At 66.0% G+C, this 15634-nt stretch carries 12 protein-coding genes and 1 tRNA gene; 5 read left to right on the plus strand and 8 right to left on the minus strand.

What is annotated here, in order from left to right; genetic code table 11:
• Nucleotide 1: 1 nt before the first annotated feature.
• From YWC_RS0103980 to YWC_RS0103995, 4 genes are all read right to left on the minus strand, one after another.
• The gene (locus YWC_RS0103980; RefSeq protein ID WP_027864214.1) at nt 2–2215 is read right to left on the minus strand and encodes a xanthine dehydrogenase family protein molybdopterin-binding subunit; all 2214 of its coding nucleotides are present in this window, start codon (nt 2213–2215) and stop codon (nt 2–4) included.
• A 10-nt stretch (nt 2216–2225) separates the two neighbouring features.
• Nucleotides 2226–2684, minus strand: coding sequence for a (2Fe-2S)-binding protein (locus tag YWC_RS0103985; RefSeq protein ID WP_027864215.1), 459 nt, complete (start codon nt 2682–2684; stop codon nt 2226–2228).
• 148 nt (nt 2685–2832) lie between these two features.
• On the minus strand, nt 2833–3552 hold the full coding sequence (locus tag YWC_RS0103990) for a DsbC family protein (RefSeq protein WP_027864216.1): 720 nt from the start codon (nt 3550–3552) through the stop codon (nt 2833–2835).
• 17 nt (nt 3553–3569) lie between these two features.
• Entirely contained in the window at nt 3570–4787 is a 1218-nt protein-coding gene (locus tag YWC_RS0103995; RefSeq protein ID WP_027864217.1) for an FAD-dependent monooxygenase, read from the minus strand.
• 130 nt (nt 4788–4917) lie between these two features.
• Here YWC_RS0103995 and YWC_RS0104000 point away from each other — a divergent pair.
• The 3 genes from YWC_RS0104000 to YWC_RS0104010 all read left to right on the plus strand — a co-directional run bounded on the left by YWC_RS0104000 (nt 4918) and on the right by YWC_RS0104010 (nt 6221).
• Nucleotides 4918–4993: transfer RNA gene (locus tag YWC_RS0104000), tRNA-Phe, on the plus strand.
• 53 nt (nt 4994–5046) lie between these two features.
• Entirely contained in the window at nt 5047–5385 is a 339-nt protein-coding gene (locus YWC_RS0104005; protein WP_027864218.1) for a zinc ribbon domain-containing protein YjdM, read from the plus strand.
• Between the two features lie 80 nt (nt 5386–5465).
• The gene (locus tag YWC_RS0104010; protein WP_027864219.1) at nt 5466–6221 is read left to right on the plus strand and encodes a YoaK family protein; all 756 of its coding nucleotides are present in this window, start codon (nt 5466–5468) and stop codon (nt 6219–6221) included.
• A 42-nt stretch (nt 6222–6263) separates the two neighbouring features.
• Here YWC_RS0104010 and YWC_RS0104015 read toward each other — a convergent pair whose 3' ends face one another.
• Genes YWC_RS0104015 through YWC_RS0104025 form a run of 3 tightly spaced genes read right to left on the minus strand, consistent with a single transcriptional unit; the run spans nt 6264 to nt 10130 of the window.
• Nucleotides 6264–7913, minus strand: a complete 1650-nt coding sequence (locus tag YWC_RS0104015) for a M28 family metallopeptidase (RefSeq protein ID WP_027864220.1) — start codon at nt 7911–7913, stop codon at nt 6264–6266.
• A 37-nt stretch (nt 7914–7950) separates the two neighbouring features.
• Nucleotides 7951–9543 (minus strand): AbgT family transporter, encoded by a 1593-nt coding sequence (locus YWC_RS0104020; RefSeq protein ID WP_027864221.1) that lies wholly within the window; start codon nt 9541–9543, stop codon nt 7951–7953.
• Nucleotides 9544–9590: 47 nt separating this feature from the next.
• A complete protein-coding gene (locus YWC_RS0104025; protein WP_027864222.1) occupies nt 9591–10130 on the minus strand; it encodes a hypothetical protein in 540 nt (179 codons plus the stop codon).
• Between the two features lie 161 nt (nt 10131–10291).
• Between YWC_RS0104025 and YWC_RS0104030 the strand changes: the two genes are divergently transcribed.
• The gene (locus tag YWC_RS0104030) at nt 10292–10672 is read left to right on the plus strand and encodes a VOC family protein (RefSeq protein WP_027864223.1); all 381 of its coding nucleotides are present in this window, start codon (nt 10292–10294) and stop codon (nt 10670–10672) included.
• 90 nt (nt 10673–10762) lie between these two features.
• Entirely contained in the window at nt 10763–12094 is a 1332-nt protein-coding gene (locus YWC_RS0104035; RefSeq protein WP_027864224.1) for a sensor domain-containing protein, read from the plus strand.
• A 24-nt stretch (nt 12095–12118) separates the two neighbouring features.
• On the opposite strand, the gene YWC_RS0104040 is transcribed toward YWC_RS0104035, so the two are convergent.
• Entirely contained in the window at nt 12119–15403 is a 3285-nt protein-coding gene (locus YWC_RS0104040; RefSeq protein WP_027864225.1) for a DEAD/DEAH box helicase, read from the minus strand.
• Nucleotides 15404–15634: the final 231 nt, after the last annotated feature.

Raw genomic sequence — 15634 nt, forward strand, 5'->3', positions numbered from 1 at the left:
GTTATGCCGAGGCCAGGTCGAACGGCAGCCTGCGCAGGCGCTTGCCGGTCAGGCGGAACACGGCGTTGGCAAAGGCCGGCGCCAGCGGCGGCAGGCCCGGTTCGCCGACGCCGGTGGGCGGGTCGTTCGACGGCACGATGTGCACCTCGACCTGCGGCATCTCGTGGTGGCGGGCGACGACGTAGTCGCCGAAGTTCTGCTGCTCGACCACGCCGTCCTTGAGCGTGATCGCGGCGCCCGGCAGGGTCATGCCCAGGCCCATCAGGGCCGCGCCCTGCACCTGCGCCTCGATCGACAGCGGGTTGACCGGCTGGTTGCAGTGCACGCCCGCGACCGCGCGGTGCAGCTTCGGCACGCCGTCGACCACCGAGGCTTCGACCACGTAGGCGACCACCGAGCCGAAGGACTCGTGCACCGCCACGCCCCAGGCGCGCCCTTTCGGCAGCTTTTTCGTGCCGTAGCCGGACCTGGCCACCGCCAGGTCGAGCGCCGCGCGGTGACGCAGGTGCTTCTCGCCCATCAGCTTCTTGCGGTAGGCCACCGGATCCATCCTGGCGATGTGCGCGGCCTCGTCGATCAGGGTCTCCATCACGTAGGCGGTATGGGTCGAACCAACCGAGCGCCACCACAGCACCGGCACGTTCTGCTTCACGCCCTCGACCGCCAGGTTCAGCGGCACGTCGTAGGGCGCCCCCATGCCCTCGGTCGTGCTGCCGTCCACGCCGTCCTTGACCATGCCCTGCTCGAACATGGTGCCGGTCATGATCGACTGGCCGACGATCTTGTGGTCCCAGGCCACGATCCGCCCCTTGCCGTCGATGCCCAGGTCGGCGCGGTGCACGTAGGACGGGCGGTAGTAGCCGCCGCGGATGTCGTCCTCGCGGCTCCACACCAGCTTGACCGGGCCGCTCTTCCCAAGCGCGCGCCAGGCCTTGGCGATGCGGACCGTGTCGCCGACCCAGTCCGATGCCAGCACCGCACGGCGGCCGAAGCCGCCGCCGGCCATCATGGTATTGATTGTCACCTGCTCCGGCTTGAGGCCGAGGATTCCAGCAGCCACCTGCTGGTCGACCGTCTGCGACTGGGTGCCGGCCCAGATCGTGCAGGAGTCAAGCTTAAGGTCGACCACGCAGTTGAGCGGCTCCATCGGCGCATGCGCCAGGTAGGGGAATTCGTAAACCGCCGAAATCTTGTGGGCAGCGCCGGCCAGCTGCGACACGTCGGCCTTGCGCGCGAGCGCGCCGCCCGGGGCCTTGGCCAGCTTGCGGAATTCTTCCAGCTGCTGCGCGCTGCTGACTTTCTCGAGACCGCTCGTGTCCCACTCGGCCTGCAGCGCCTCGCGGCCCTGCTTCGCCGGCCAGTAGCCTTTCGCGAACACGGCGACGCCGCGGGCGCCGCGGTCCAGGTCCACTTCCAGCACGTCGACCACGCCCTTCACGGCGCGCGCGGCGGCGGCATCGAACTTTGCTACTTTGGCGCCGAACACCGGTGGGCGCGCCACCAGCACGGTCAGGGCATTCTCCGGCGTGAAGTCGATGCCGAACTGCTGGCGGCCGCTCGACTTGGCGCGTGCATCGATGCGGCGCATCGGCTTGCCGATGTAGCGGTAGGCTTTCGGCTCCTTCAGCACCACGGTGGCGGGCACCGGCTGCTTCATCGCGGCCTCGGCCAGCGAACCGTAGCTCGCCTTCTGGCCGTTCGGGCCGAGCACCATGCCCTTCGAGGTCGTGCACTTGGCAGGATCGACCTTCCACTGCTCGGCCGCGGCGGCGACCAGCATGGCGCGGGCGCGCGCGCCGATCTCGCGGTATTGCGTGAAGCCGTGCGCGATGCTGCCCGAGCCGCCGGTGATCTGCATGCCGAAAGCTGGATCCTTGTAGACCTCGCCGGCCGGGGCCAGTTCGCCGCGCATCTGCGACCAGTCGGCGTCGAGTTCCTCGGCGATCAGCATCGGCAGCGAGGTGTGCACGCCCTGGCCGAATTCGAGGCGGTTGACCATGACGGTGATGGTGTTGTCGGGCGCCACGCGCAGGAAGGCGTTCGGTGCGTAGACCTTGGCTTCGGCGGCTTGCGCGAAGCGATGCGCGCCCGGCAGCGTAAAGCCGAGCACCAGCCCGCCGGTGGCGGCGCCCGCGGTCTTCAGGAAACCACGGCGCGACAAGCCGGCGCCGGCGGAGCGCGCAGCGGCGGCGCGGTCGATCCAGTCGAATTTCATCGCGCTCTCCTCAGGCCAGGGTCGCGGCGGCATCCTTGATGGCCGCGCGGATCCGTTGGTAGGTGCCGCAGCGGCAGATGTTGCCACTCATCGCGTTGTCGATGTCGGCGTCGCTCGGGCGCTTGTTGGTGCGCAGCAGGACCACGGCGCTCATCACCTGGCCGCTCTGGCAGTAGCCGCACTGCGGCACGTCGTGCTTGACCCAGGCGTCCTGCACGGCCTTGCCGACCCTGTCGTTTTCCATCGCTTCGATGGTGGTGATCTTCATGCCCTGCGCGCTTGATATCGGCGTGACGCAGGAGCGGATCGGGTTGCCGTCCAGGTGCACGGTGCAGGCGCCGCACAGCGCCGCGCCACAGCCGAACTTGGTGCCGGTCATGTCGAGGTTGTCGCGCAGCGCCCAGAGGATGGGCGTGCTGGGGTCGGCGTCGACCTGGAGGTCGCGCCCGTTGATGTTCAAGGTGACCATGTACTGCTCCCTGTTTGGACTACGTTGTTGTTATCGTTTTTCGTAGGGTGGGCGGGTTTCCCGCCCGCGCGTTCAACCAGCAGGAGCACTGCCATGACGCATGCACTAGTTGAACGCGCGGACGGCATAGCCGTCCACCCTACGGTTTTTATTTCAGCGACTGCAGCTTGGCTTCCAGCCCCTTCAGGTCGATCGCACCCGGGATGCGGGAACCATCGGTGAAGAAGATGGCCGGCGTGCCCTGGATACGCAGCTTCTGGCCGAGGGCCACGACCTGGTCGTTCGGCGATTCGCAGCCGGCTGGTGCCGCCGGTGGCAGCTTGTTGTTGATCATCCAGTCGTCCCAGGCCTTGACGCGGTCGGCGGCGCACCAGATGTTCTTCGACTTCACGAACGAATCCTCGGACAGGATGTTGTACATGAAGGTGTAGATCGTGACGTTGTCGATTTCCTTGAGCGTGGTCTGGCGCAGACGCTTGCAGTAGCCGCAGTTCGGGTCCTCGAACACGGCGATGACGCGCTTGCCGTTGCCCTTGACCTGCTTGAGCGCCAGTTCCAGCGGCAGCTCGCTGAACTTGATCTTGTTGACCTCCTCGATGCGGGCGCGGGTCAGGTTGGTCGAGGTCTTGGTGTCGTAGACGTGGCCGATGAACAGGTAGTCGCCCTTCTTGTCCGTATACAGGATGTCGCCGGCCACGCGCACTTCGTACAGGCCGCTGTAGGGTGTCTCGCGGATCGATTCGATCTTGGCGCCGCCCAGGCGCGGTTCGAGCGCCTTCTTGATCGTGGCTTCGGTGGTGTTCTGTGCTTCCACGCAGGATGCAAGCAGCCCCGTCGCCAGCAGAACGGCGACCTTGGTTTTCAACATGTCAGATCCTTAAGAAATTACTTGCCCATCGCATGCGCCATCAGGCGACGCTTAACCGAAGGCAATTTATCGAGCAAGTTTAATCCGAAATTACGCACGACGCGTACCGGTTCGAGGTTGGCGCCGAACAAACGTTCGAGCCCGTCGGTGGCCCATTGCATGAGCAGCACGTCTTCCTTGCGCTTGCGGGCATAGCGCGCCAGCACCCGTTCGTCGGCGATGCCGCGCCGGTCTTCGCGCTCGCGCAGCACCTGCAACAGGTCGACGATGTCGCCGAAGCCCAGGTTCATGCCGTGGCCGGCCAGCGGGTGCACCGCATGGGCGGCGTCGCCCACCAGGGCCACGCGCGGCGCCACCAGCGAGTGCGGGCGCACCAGCGCCAGCGGCACCGCCTTGACGGCTTCCGGCTGCAGCGGGCGCAGGGTGCCGAGCTTGTCGTCGGCGTATTCGGCCAGGCGGATCGCCAGTTCGCCGAGCGACTCGTCCATCAGGGTATCGGCCAGGGTTTCCGGGGCCGACCAGACCAGCGAGACGCGGTTGCCCGGCAGCGGCAGCAGCGCGACGATGCCATCGGCGCAGGTGAACCACTGGTAGGCCACGCCGTGGTGTGGCTTGTCGCAGGCAAAATTGGTGACGATGGCGCGCTGGTGGTACATCCGGTAATCGACACCGATGTCGCACTGGCCGCGCACCCAGGATTCGCGCCCGTCGGCGCCGACCACCAGTTCGCAGGCGATTTTCGTGCCGTCTTCCAGCAGCAAGGCGGCCCCCAGCTCGCTGCAGGTCAGGTCGCAGGCGCAGCCGGACACCATCTGGACGTTGGCGGAAAACTTGAGCGCCGCGTCCAGCGCGCCGTTCAGGTTGCTGTCCTCGACGATCCAGGCCAGCGTGCCGACGTGGGCGCCGAAGGCGTCGAAGCCAAGGTTGCCGCCCTGCTGGCCGTCGCCCTTGATATCCATCGCATCGACCGGCTGCACCCGCGCCAGGTCGAGGGCGCCCCAGACCTTGAGCGATGCCAGCAGGTCGTGGGCCGTGTGGTTGAGGGCATAGACACGCACATCCCAGGGTCTTTCCGCCGCCGAGGTGCTCGGCGTCTCTGGCGCCGGACGCGCCGGCGGCACCAGGAGGGTGACGCTGTATCCCGACTGGGCAAAACCGAGGGCGGCAGTCTTGGCGATGGCGCCGTTGCCGACGATGCAGACGTCGCTGCGGTACTGGGCGGAGGTGGTAGTCATGAAACACATTATAGCGAGATGTCAACAGCGCGCTCGGGCATCTGAAGCGTGCCACAGGCGCTTCCCGGCCGCAGCGTGCGCATGGGGGCTTGCGCGGATGAGAATCGCTGGCTATAATCATGCCTCTCTTGGCCTGGTAGCTCAGTTGGTAGAGCAGAGGATTGAAAATCCTTGTGTCGGTGGTTCGATTCCGCCCCGGGCCACCAAGAATTAAAGAACGCCACCCCTCGGGTGGCGTTTTTGCTTTCAAAGGTCTTTCATGCATACCCTGCCTCCCTGCCCCCAATGCCAGTCCACCCTCACCTATGAAGATGGCAGCGGCCAGTACGTCTGCCCGGAATGCGCCCACGAGTGGCCGGTAGAGGGCGAAGCGCCTGAAGCCGCCAGGGTCTGGCGCGACGCTTCCGGCAATATCCTGCAGGACGGCGATAGCGTCACCGTCATCAAGGACCTCAAGCTGAAAGGCGGGGGCGGCGTGGTCAAGCAGGGAACCAAGGTCAAGAATATCCGCCTGGTCGAGGGCGACCACGACATCGACTGCAAGATCGAGGGTTTCGGCGCAATGAGCCTGAAATCGGAGTTCGTGCGCAAGAGCTGAGCCCTACTTTTGTGCAACCAGGCAAGATGACTTAAGATAGGTTCATCCATCCTGTCGAACAGCCAAGGGGTAGGCAAGCCGTGCCGATCCATTTTGCCAGACGCCTTACCGGGCACAAGCGCAGCGTCGATGCCAACAGGCATCTCGGTGTCACCCTGGCATTTATTGCAGGCGCCATCAACGCGGGCGGTTTTCTCGCGGTGCAGCAGTACACCTCGCACATGACCGGTATCGTGTCGGGCATGGCGGATCACCTGGCGCTGGGGGACTATGCGCTGGTACTGGCCGGCTTCGGCGCGATCCTGTCCTTCCTGCTGGGCGCCACCTGCACCGCCCTGATGGTCAGCCACGCGCGCCAGCGCCGCATGCACAGCGAATACGCCCTGCCCTTGCTGCTCGAGGCCCTGCTCCTGCTCGGCTTTGGCCTGCTTGGCGGCCACCTTGCCACGATCGAAGGCCTGTTCGTGCCGCTGACCGTCATGCTGCTGTGTTTCATCATGGGCCTGCAGAATGCCTTGATCACCAAGCTGTCCAGGGCCGAGATCAGGACGACCCACATGACCGGCATCATCACCGACATCGGCATCGAACTGGGGAAAATGGCGTATCGCCGGGTGGCGCCCGGCGCCGGCAGGGTCGTGCCGAACCGGGACCGGCTCGGGATCCATACCATGCTGGTGCTGTCCTTCTTCTTCGGCGGCGTGATCGGCGCGCTGGGATTCGCGCACATCGGCTACCGCTCGACGGTGCCGCTTGCGGTCGTCCTGTGCGTGCTGGCGATCGTTCCGGCACTCGACGACCTGGCACGACTGCGGCGCCGGCGCGCCAGAAAATAAAACGCCACCGCGTACGGTGGCGTTCATCCTGTCCAGGGCCGCTTACTTGCGCTCGGCCGCCGACTTGTCGCGCGCCGCGCGGAACTCCGATTCCGGCGCCCAGTTCGGCCAGGCGCTGGAATTGGCCAGGTCCGATCCCAGCGCATACAGCAGTTCCAGGTCACGCGCCATGCCGGTGAAGGTCCAGGCCGGATTGAATTCGTCCGACGGCTGGTGGTAATTCTTCTCGGTGTAAGCCACTTCGTCCGCCATGCCGGCCTGGGTGCCGCCCTCGACCCAGTTCTTGCCCGAGCCGAAGGAAATCGCCGGTACGCCGCGCTTGGCGAACGGGAAGTGGTCGGAACGGAAGAAGTAGCCCGCTTCCGGTTTCGGATCCGGCGAGTACGTCATGTTCCAGCGCTTGGCCTTGGCGGTCAGCTGGTCCAGCAGTTCCAGCTTGGCGCTGCCCGAGATGGTGAAATCGCGTGCCGGCCCCTGCGGGTTCAGGGCGTCCATGTTGATCACGGCCACGGTCGAGGCCAGCGGATACAGGGGATTCGAGGCATAGTATTCCGAGCCGAGCAGGCCCTTTTCTTCCGCCGTCACCGCCAGGAACACCACGCTGCGCTGCGGCGCCGGCTGCTTGGCGTAGACGCGCGCCAGTTCCAGCATGGCGGCGATGCCGGTGGCATTGTCCACCGCGCCGTTATAGATCTTGTCGCCCGTAGCGTCCGGCTGGCCCACGCCCAGGTGGTCCCAGTGGCCGCTGTAGATCACATATTGCTTCGGCTGCTTGCTACCCTCGCGGATCGCGACCACGTTCTTCGAGGTGACGACCTGCGAATCGGTGGTGTAGTCGGCCGACAGCTTGACGCCCTTCAGCTCGAGCGGCTTGAAGTCGCGGGTCTGGGCCTGCTTCTTGGCCGCCTCGAAATCGAGGCCGGCCGCCTTGAACATCGAGGCCGCCAGGTCGCGCTGGACCCAGGCTTCCATCGGCGCGTGCGACTTGCGCGGCTCCTTGCGCACCACGTCGTACATGACGTTGGTATTCGAGTTCTGCACCGTCGGCCAGCCGTAGGAGGCAGGCGCGGTCTCGTGCACGATGATGGTGCCGAGCGCGCCGCGGCGCGCCATCTCTTCGTACTTGTAGGTCCAGCGGCCGTAATAGGTCATCGCCTTGCCGCCGAACTCGCCCTGCCCGGTTTCGAAATCCGGATCGTTGATCAGGACCACCGCCAGCTTGCCCTTCAGGTCCACGCCCTTGAAGTCGTCCCACTTGCGTTCTGGCGCGGTGACGCCGTAGCCGACGAAGACCAGCGGCGCGTCCTTGAACGATACCTGCTTCAGGCCGCTCATCGAGGCGCGCACGGCCATGTCCGGCCCCTGCTTCAGCTCGCGGCTGGCGCCGCCCTGGGTGAGGGTCAGCTTGACCGGCCCCTTGATCTCGAAACGGCCCAGGGGCACGTCCTGGGTCCAGGCGCGCTTGCCGTCTTTCAGGTCGCCGCCCGGCTGCAGGCCGGCCGCCTTGAACTGCTGCACGAGGTAATCGACCGTCCTGGTTTCACCCGCGGTGTTGGGGCCGCGGCCTTCGAATTCGTCCGAGGACAAGGTCTTGACGTCCTGGGCCAGGCGCTTGGGGTCGAAGCGCGGACCGTCGGCAGCCTGCGCGGCGGTAACCGCAAGGCCCATCAGAACTAGGGTAGCGTATTTCAAACGAGTCTCCATGTTGTAGCGATTAACGGTATTGCCTTCAGCTTGCCGCCGGGTAGGTGTAGGTCGAGCCGACGCCCAGCGGAATGTCCAGCGCCCAGAAGCCGAGCAGGAACGCGGTCCAGCATACCAGCATCGCCACCGAGTACGGCAGCATCAGGGCGATGAGCGTGCCGATGCCGGTCGACTGCACATATTTTCTGCAGAACACGATAATCAGCGGGAAGTAAGGCAGCAGCGGCGTGATGATGTTGGTCGAGGAGTCGCCCACGCGGTAGGCGGCCTGGGTGAAGTCCGGCGAGACGCCGAGTTCCATCAGCATCGGCACCATCACCGAGCCGATCAGCGCCCACTTGGCGGAAGCCGAGCCGACGAACAGGTTGACGGTCGCCGTCAGGAAGACGATGCCGGCCAGGGTGACGCCCATCGGGAAGGCCATCTCCTTCAGCCACAAGGCGCCCTTGATCGCCAGCAGCGCACCCAGGTTCGACTGCCCGAAGGCGAAGATGAACTGGGCGCAGAAGAAGGCCATGACCACGTAGTAGCCCATGCCGCTCATGGCGTGGCTCATCCCCTTGACGATGTCGCGGTGGTTTTTCGCGGTGCCGGCGACGTAGCCGTACACCACGCCCGGGATCAGGAAGAAGATGAAGATCAGCGGAACGATCGACTGCATCAGGGGCGCCGCTGCGTTCGTGATCTCGCGCGTTTCCGGTGCGCGCCATGCCGAGCCTTCCGGCACGATCGACCAGGCCAGCAGCACCAGGCTGGCGACCATTGCGATGCCGGCCCAGCGCAGGCCCTTGCGCTCCCGAGGCTGCAGCTCATCCATCTTGGGCAGGTCGGCCGGATCCGCATCGACCACGGCGGTTTTCGCCAGGCGCGGTTCGATGACTTTGTCGGTGAGGAACCAGCCGACCATGACCACCAGGAACAGCGATGCCGTCGTGAAGTAGTAATTATTCAGGGGGTTGATGACGACTGCGGCGGCGGCCGGATCGGACGAGAGCCGCGCGGCCACCTGGGTCAGGCCGGCCAGCAGCGGATCGAGGCTGGAGGGCAGGAAGAAGGTGGCCGAGAAGCCGCCGGACACGCCGAAAAAGGCGGCCGAGATGCCGGCCAGCGGATGGCGTCCGGCGGCGTAGAAGATGACGGCGCCCAGCGGGATCACCAGCACGTAGCCGGCATCGACGGCGACGTGGCTCAGCACGCCGACGGCGACCAGTACCGGCGTGAGCAGGCGCCGTGGCGTCACGGACAGGATCTTGCGCAGGCCGGCGTTGATGAAGCCGGTGTATTCCGCCACGCCCAGGCCCAGCATCGCCACCAGCACCACGCCCAGCGGCGGGAAGGTGACGAAGGTGTTGACCATGCGCGCGGTGAAATCGGTCAGGGCGGTGGGCGCCAGCAGATTCTTGACCTGGATGGCCTGGCCGGAGCGCGGATCGATCTCGGTGAACACCATGCCCGACATCGCCCAGGATGTGAGCCAGACCACGGCCAGCAGGAGGGCAAACAGGATCGCGGGATCGGGCAGCTTGTTGCCGACCTTTTCGATCAGGTTCAGGATGCGGTTCAGTGCGCCGGTTTTCCCGGCGGGTGCTTGCGTTTGCGTCAGCGTTTGTTCGGCCATTGCATACCCTTGTGTTCAGGCGACGAAGGTCGTGGTTGAAGAAAAAATCAGCCGGAAACGCGCTTGAGGACGAATTCCGCGCGTGGCTTGTCATGACGGTCCAGGCGATAGGTCAGCACGCTGCCATCCTGGCTGAGGCTGACGGTCCAGACATTGGTCTCGGCGCCGGGAACGAGTTTGGCGGTGTAGGCATCGGCCAGGAAGGCCTGGGAACGGGCGGTCCCGCCTTCGCGCGCCATGCCGCCGTACATGGTCACCGTATCCGGCGTGCCGTCCGGGTGGCGGTGGTCGTGGCGCAGCTCCAGCCCTGCCGGCGGACGGGTGAAGATCCAGGTGCGCGAGCGGTTTTCGCCGACCTGCACCGGCATCCGTACCGCATCCGCTGTACAGACGACCTCGGTCGAAATGGTCTTGTTGGCGAATTCGCTGTTGGGATCGATCGCATACGAGAGCGCGCCTTCGAAGCGCTGGCCGCACATGCCTTGCAGCGTGGCCATGAAGCCGTCGCGGGCGTCAAGGGGTGGCGGAGCGGTGGCGCAGCCGGCCAGCAGGACGGCGGCGGCGAGAGCGGGAAGCAGAGAGCGCATGGTGGCCTGTTGCTTGTTGGACAAACTGTGAGAGTAGCACAGCAGTCCGGCGCCTTGGCCAGAAAAAATCGATGGCCCTGCCCCGTGTTTACGCTCGGGCGCAGCACTCGACACGGGCCGATGCGATAATGCCGCATCGCTCAACCACTGCGGAGAACGCCATGCCCCATATCGCCGGAATCGACCACGTCCAGGTTGCCACGCCCCCGGGCGCCGACGAGGCCGCTCGTGCCTTCTATGGCGGCGTGCTGGGACTGACCGAGATTCCCAAGCCGGCGCCGCTGAACGCCTCGGGCGGCGCGTGGTTCCTGGCCGGCGGCAGCCAGCTGCACATCGGCGGCCAGGCCGGCTTCGTGCCGGCCAAGAAGGCACACCCGGCCTTCGCCGTCGAGGACTTCGAGGACTACTGCGCCCTGCTGCGCGAACGCGGGGTGGAAGTGCGCGAAGAAGTCCAGGTCAATGGCCGGCGCCGCGCCGGCATCGAAGACCCGTTCGGCAACCGCGTCGAGCTGATCGCGGCCCCGGCGGTGACGAACGGCTGATCATGCCGCCTGCCCCGCGCATCCCCGGGGAAATAAAAATTTATGCCGCATGGGTCCGCTGGCCTGCCGGCCCTATAGAATATCCCCCATATGGGATATCCGATAGACGCTCAGGTAAGCAGTTTTACCGGTCTCTTGCTCGACGCGGTCTGCGTGGTCGATGCGGAAGGCAGGTTCGTGTTCGTCAGCGCGGCTTGCGAACGCATCTTTGGCTACACCCAACATGAAATGGTGGGCAAAAAAGTGGTCGAGCTGGTGTTCCCTGCCGACCGCGAGCGCACCCTGGCCGCCGCACAGGCCGTCATGGAGGGCCGGTCCCACATTCATTTCGAGAACCGCTACCTGCGCAAGGACGGTGGCATCGTCCACATCATGTGGTCGGCACGCTGGTCGGAAGCCGACCAGGTACGGATAGCGGTCGCCCGCGACATCACCGAACTGAAACAGGCGCAAGCCATGCAGGCAGCCCTGTATGCGCTGTCCGAAGCCGTCCACGCGAGCGACGACCTGCCGGGCCTGTTCCGCTGCAGTCACGAGATCGTCGGCGAGCTGCTGCCCGCAGCCGGGTGCGCGGTGGCCCTGTCCGATGAAGCGGCCGGCGCGGCGCGCTTTGCCTACCGGGCCTGCGCCCCAGGACTCGACGAACCGATGCGCCTCCTGTGCGACGAGGTGCTGGCCAGGCAGGCGCCGCTGCTGCTGGGGCCCTCCGACGAGGCGGACGGCGCGGCGCCGGCGCCGGGCGTATGCATGCTGGCGGTGCCGCTGCGGGCTGCACAGGACACGCTGGGTGTATTCGCCCTGCACAGCGGGAACGATGGCGCCACATACCGCGGCCAGGACCGCAGCCTGCTGATGTTCGTGGCCGACCAGCTTGCCGCCGCCGTCCAGCGCAAGCAGATGCAGGCCCGCCTGCACTTCATGGCGATGCACGACGAGCTCACGCACCTTCCCAACCGGCGCCTGTTCCACGACCGCCTCGCCACGGCGCTCGCACGCGCCCAGCGCCACCATACCAGGCTGGCGCTGCTGTTCATTGACCTGAACCGTTTCAAGCAGGTCAACGACCTGCACGGTCACCTGGCCGGAGACCGCCTGCTGCAAGAAGTCGCACGCCGCATTGGGGCCTGCATGCGCGACAGCGATACCCTGGCCCGCGTAGGCGGCGACGAGTTCGTGGTCTTGCTGGAGGATATCGTCTTGCCGCTTGATACGGCACCGGTGGTGGACAAGATCGGCCAGGCACTGGCCGCTCCCTTCGTCCTGGCCGACGGGCTGGTACTGGCGACCTCGGCCAGCATCGGGGTCGCCTGCTACCCCGATCACGGCCGCAGCGTGCAGGAGTTGATGTCGCGTGCAGACCAGGACATGTACGGCGCGAAGCGGTCGCGGACGGCTATGCCTGCAGAGGCCGCTCAGGACTGAACGGCGACCAGCCGCTTCCGGATATCAGGGCGGAAGCGGCGCGAAGATCGCCTGCAGCTCATCCACGCCGATGGCGGGCGCCAGGCCGCCGTCGGCATCCAGCAAGCCCTTCGCCAGCTCCCCCTTGCGGCGCTGCATGTCCTGGATTTTTTCTTCGACGGTACCGCGGGCGATCAGCTTGTAGACGAACACCGGCTGCTCCTGGCCGATGCGCCAGGCACGGTCGGTGGCCTGGTTTTCGCTGGCCGGGTTCCACCACGGATCGTAGTGGATGACCGTATCGGCAGCCGTCAGGTTGAGCCCGACGCCGCCCGCCTTCAGGCTGATCAGGAATACCCCCGCTTGGCCCTGCTGGAAGGCGGCGATCGGCGCGCTGCGGACTTCCGTGTCGCCGGTGAGCATTACGAACTCGACTGCACGTGCACGCAATTCTTCCGCGATCAGGGCGAGCATGCTGGTGAACTGGGAGAAGACCAGGATCTTGCGCCCCTCGCTCAGCAAGGTCTCCAGCAGTTCGATCAGCACGCCCAGCTTCGCCGAGTCGGCTCGCCCCCCGGTGGTCTTGAGCAGGCGCGGATCGCAGCACACCTGGCGCAGCTTGAGCAAGGCGTCCAGGATCACGATCTGGCTGCGCGCAAATCCTTTGCGGTCGATCTCGTCGCGTACTTTGCGGTCCATCGCCAGCCGCACGGTTTCGTATAGATCACGCTGGGCCACACCGAACTCGACCGGCAGCACGATCTCCGTCTTGGGTGGCAGCTCGGTCGCCACCTTGTCCTTGGTACGCCGTAACATGAACGGCCTGACACGCCGCGCCAGCAAGTCCCTGCGCAAGCTGTCGCCCTGCTGTTCGATCGGCTTGCGGAACGCCGCGTTGAAGGCTTTCTCCTCACCCAGCAATCCTGGCATCAGAAAATGAAACTGTGACCACAATTCGCCCAGGTGATTCTGGACCGGCGTCCCGGTCAGGCACAAGCGATGTCTTGCCTCGATCAGGCTGGCGCTCTGGGCCGCCTTGGAGCGGCTGTTCTTGATGTACTGCGCCTCGTCCAGGATTAACAGGTGGTAGCGATGCCGGCGTAGCGCTTCCTCGTCGCGCGCCAGCAGCGGGTAGGTAGTGAGCACCAGGTCGGCGCCGGCGATCCGCTCGAACTGCGCCAAGCGCTCCTTGCCGTGCAGGAGAAGCACTTGCAATCCCGGTGCGAACCTGGCGGCTTCCGCCTGCCAGTTGCCCATCAGGCTGGTGGGCGCCACCACCAGCGCCGGGGCATCGAGCCGGCCGGCTTCCTTCTCGGCCAGGATGTGGGCAAGGGTCTGGATCGTCTTGCCGAGTCCCATGTCGTCGGCCAGGATGCCGCCAAAGCCATACTCGCGCAAGAATTGCATCCAGGATAGACCCGTCTGCTGATAAGGGCGTAGCGTCGCCTGCAGGCCGATGGGCGGGTCGACTTGCCGCATCCCCTTGAAGTCCTCCAGCTTCCGTCCCAGCTCGCGCAGGCGCTCGCCGCCCATCCAGCGCAGCTGTGCCACCTCTTCCAGCTCGGCCAGGCGCGCGGCGTCCATGACCGGCAGGCGCAGCGCCTCCCCGATGCGGTCGCTGAAATACAGCTCGCCCAGCGTGGCGAGGATGGGCTTGACCCGCTCCCATGGCAAGGCGACGCGGGTGAAGTCCGGCAACTCTACCAAGAGTGCGCCGCTGTCGTCGCGGGCCGCCAGCGTAGCGGCGTCGAACTCCCGGGGCGCCTCGCGAATCATTTCCAGCAGCAGGGGCAGCAGCGAATGGCGCCGGCCATCGACCAGCACGCCGAGTTCGAGCGCGAACCAGGCGCCGGCACCCTCGCCTTCTTCGTTCAGTTCCGCGTACCACTCCTGCACTTCCAGCAGCTCGTAGCGGTAGTTGCCGCCAAACTCGATCTCCCAGCCGGCCGCGCGCAAGCGCACCACTCCATGCCGCGCGAAGTGTACCCATGCCGCCTCGGCCGGCAGCACCAGCGCGCCGGGATAGTCCGCCAGCACCGATTGCGCATCTGGCGCGGCGAAGCCGAGTTCGGCAAGCATGGCCTGCGCCGCGGCTTCCGCCTGCACATTGCGCTCGATGAGTTCGACAACGCCATCCGCGATTCTGCGCAGCTCGGTCTCACCCTCTTCGGCCGGCATGCCGTCGTAGTGAAAGAACAGCATGGCATGGTCATGCCAGTGCAGCCTGCCGCGCACGCTCGTTCCCAGGCTGTCCAGCACCAGCAAGGGCGTCGGCAGGAGGTCGTCGCGCCGGCGGGTCTGCAGCGCTTGCGGCGGCGGCAGGATGCGGTCCAGTCCCAGCGCCACGAAACGCTCGGCCATGGGCGTGCGCTGCTCCGGCGCCAGGCGCGGTGCCGCATCCACCAGTTTCTGCAGCGCCTCCGGTGGCAGCGCCGCGAGCGCAGCGGGCGGCACGAGTTCGCCCAGCAGGCCGTCCTTGAAGTAGCGCATCGGTTCGGTCGCCAGTACGTGGCCGACCGCGCTGCCGTCCGCGCATCGCCAGCTCAGCTCGACCGATCCACCAACGTCGTTTGCATGCCAGCACAATTGCGCACTGCATAGCGGTCCCGGCTGAACGAGGAGCAGGTCGCCGCGCCTGAGGCTGGCGCTCGATTCCGCCCACCACAGCCTGCCTTCGGCACACAACTGATCCAGCAAGCGCGCGCCCAGCCTGCCAGCCGGCCTGGCTGCTTCGAGGTACCGGCTTCCCGCATGCAATCCAGCGATCAGGCGGATCGGCTCTTCGTCCTCGGCCTGGACGTAGGCAGGTCTGGTGGCGAGAAGGTGATACGTCTCGTTCTGGATAGCGACACTGCCGATACCGCCGTCCTTGCGCAAGCGCGCCCGGCACAGGTACAGGCGCGGCATGCCGGCGCCGCGCTCGGGTGCCAGAACGTAGATGAGCCGCTCTTTCGGCGCCGGCGGCGGGCCGGACTGCACACAGGACTGCAGCATGGCGAATTGCTGCAGCCATTGCTCGGCCATCGGCGGCAAGCCGTCCCTTGCGCCGGCCTTGCGCTGTTCCAGGCCATGCAGCAGCACGGCGACGACGTGCTTGCAGGCGCTCCCTACCGGACAGCTGCAATCGCTGTCGAACCTGATACCGTGGCGGCCGGCTTCGACGAAGATTTTTTGCTCGTACACATTGCTGTAGCTGCCCTCGACCTCGCCCGTGATCATGCTGTCGAAGAAGTCGACATCGACAACCATGCCCTGGCGGGCATAGCGCTCGCCACGCGCGAAGGTGGCCGAATCGAACTGGCGGACAATGTCCTCGAGGGCATAATGCATGCGAAATCAGCTGACAATGCGTGGACGACCTGCATTATCGCCGATCGCCGCGGCCACGCAAGCGACCGCGCCGTCCCAGGATTACCAGTAGATCACACGGTCCTTCAGCATTCCCGAGTTCCCGAGGGTCAGGTCTGACATTCGGACACGAGCTCGAGCGTTACACGATGGTACTGCTCAGCCCGTGTCTAAATGTCAGACCTGACCCCGGTGGGCTCGGTGGGCTGCCCG

The organism is Massilia alkalitolerans DSM 17462 (assembly GCF_000427785.1).
Lineage (GTDB): Bacteria > Pseudomonadota > Gammaproteobacteria > Burkholderiales > Burkholderiaceae_D > Telluria > Telluria alkalitolerans.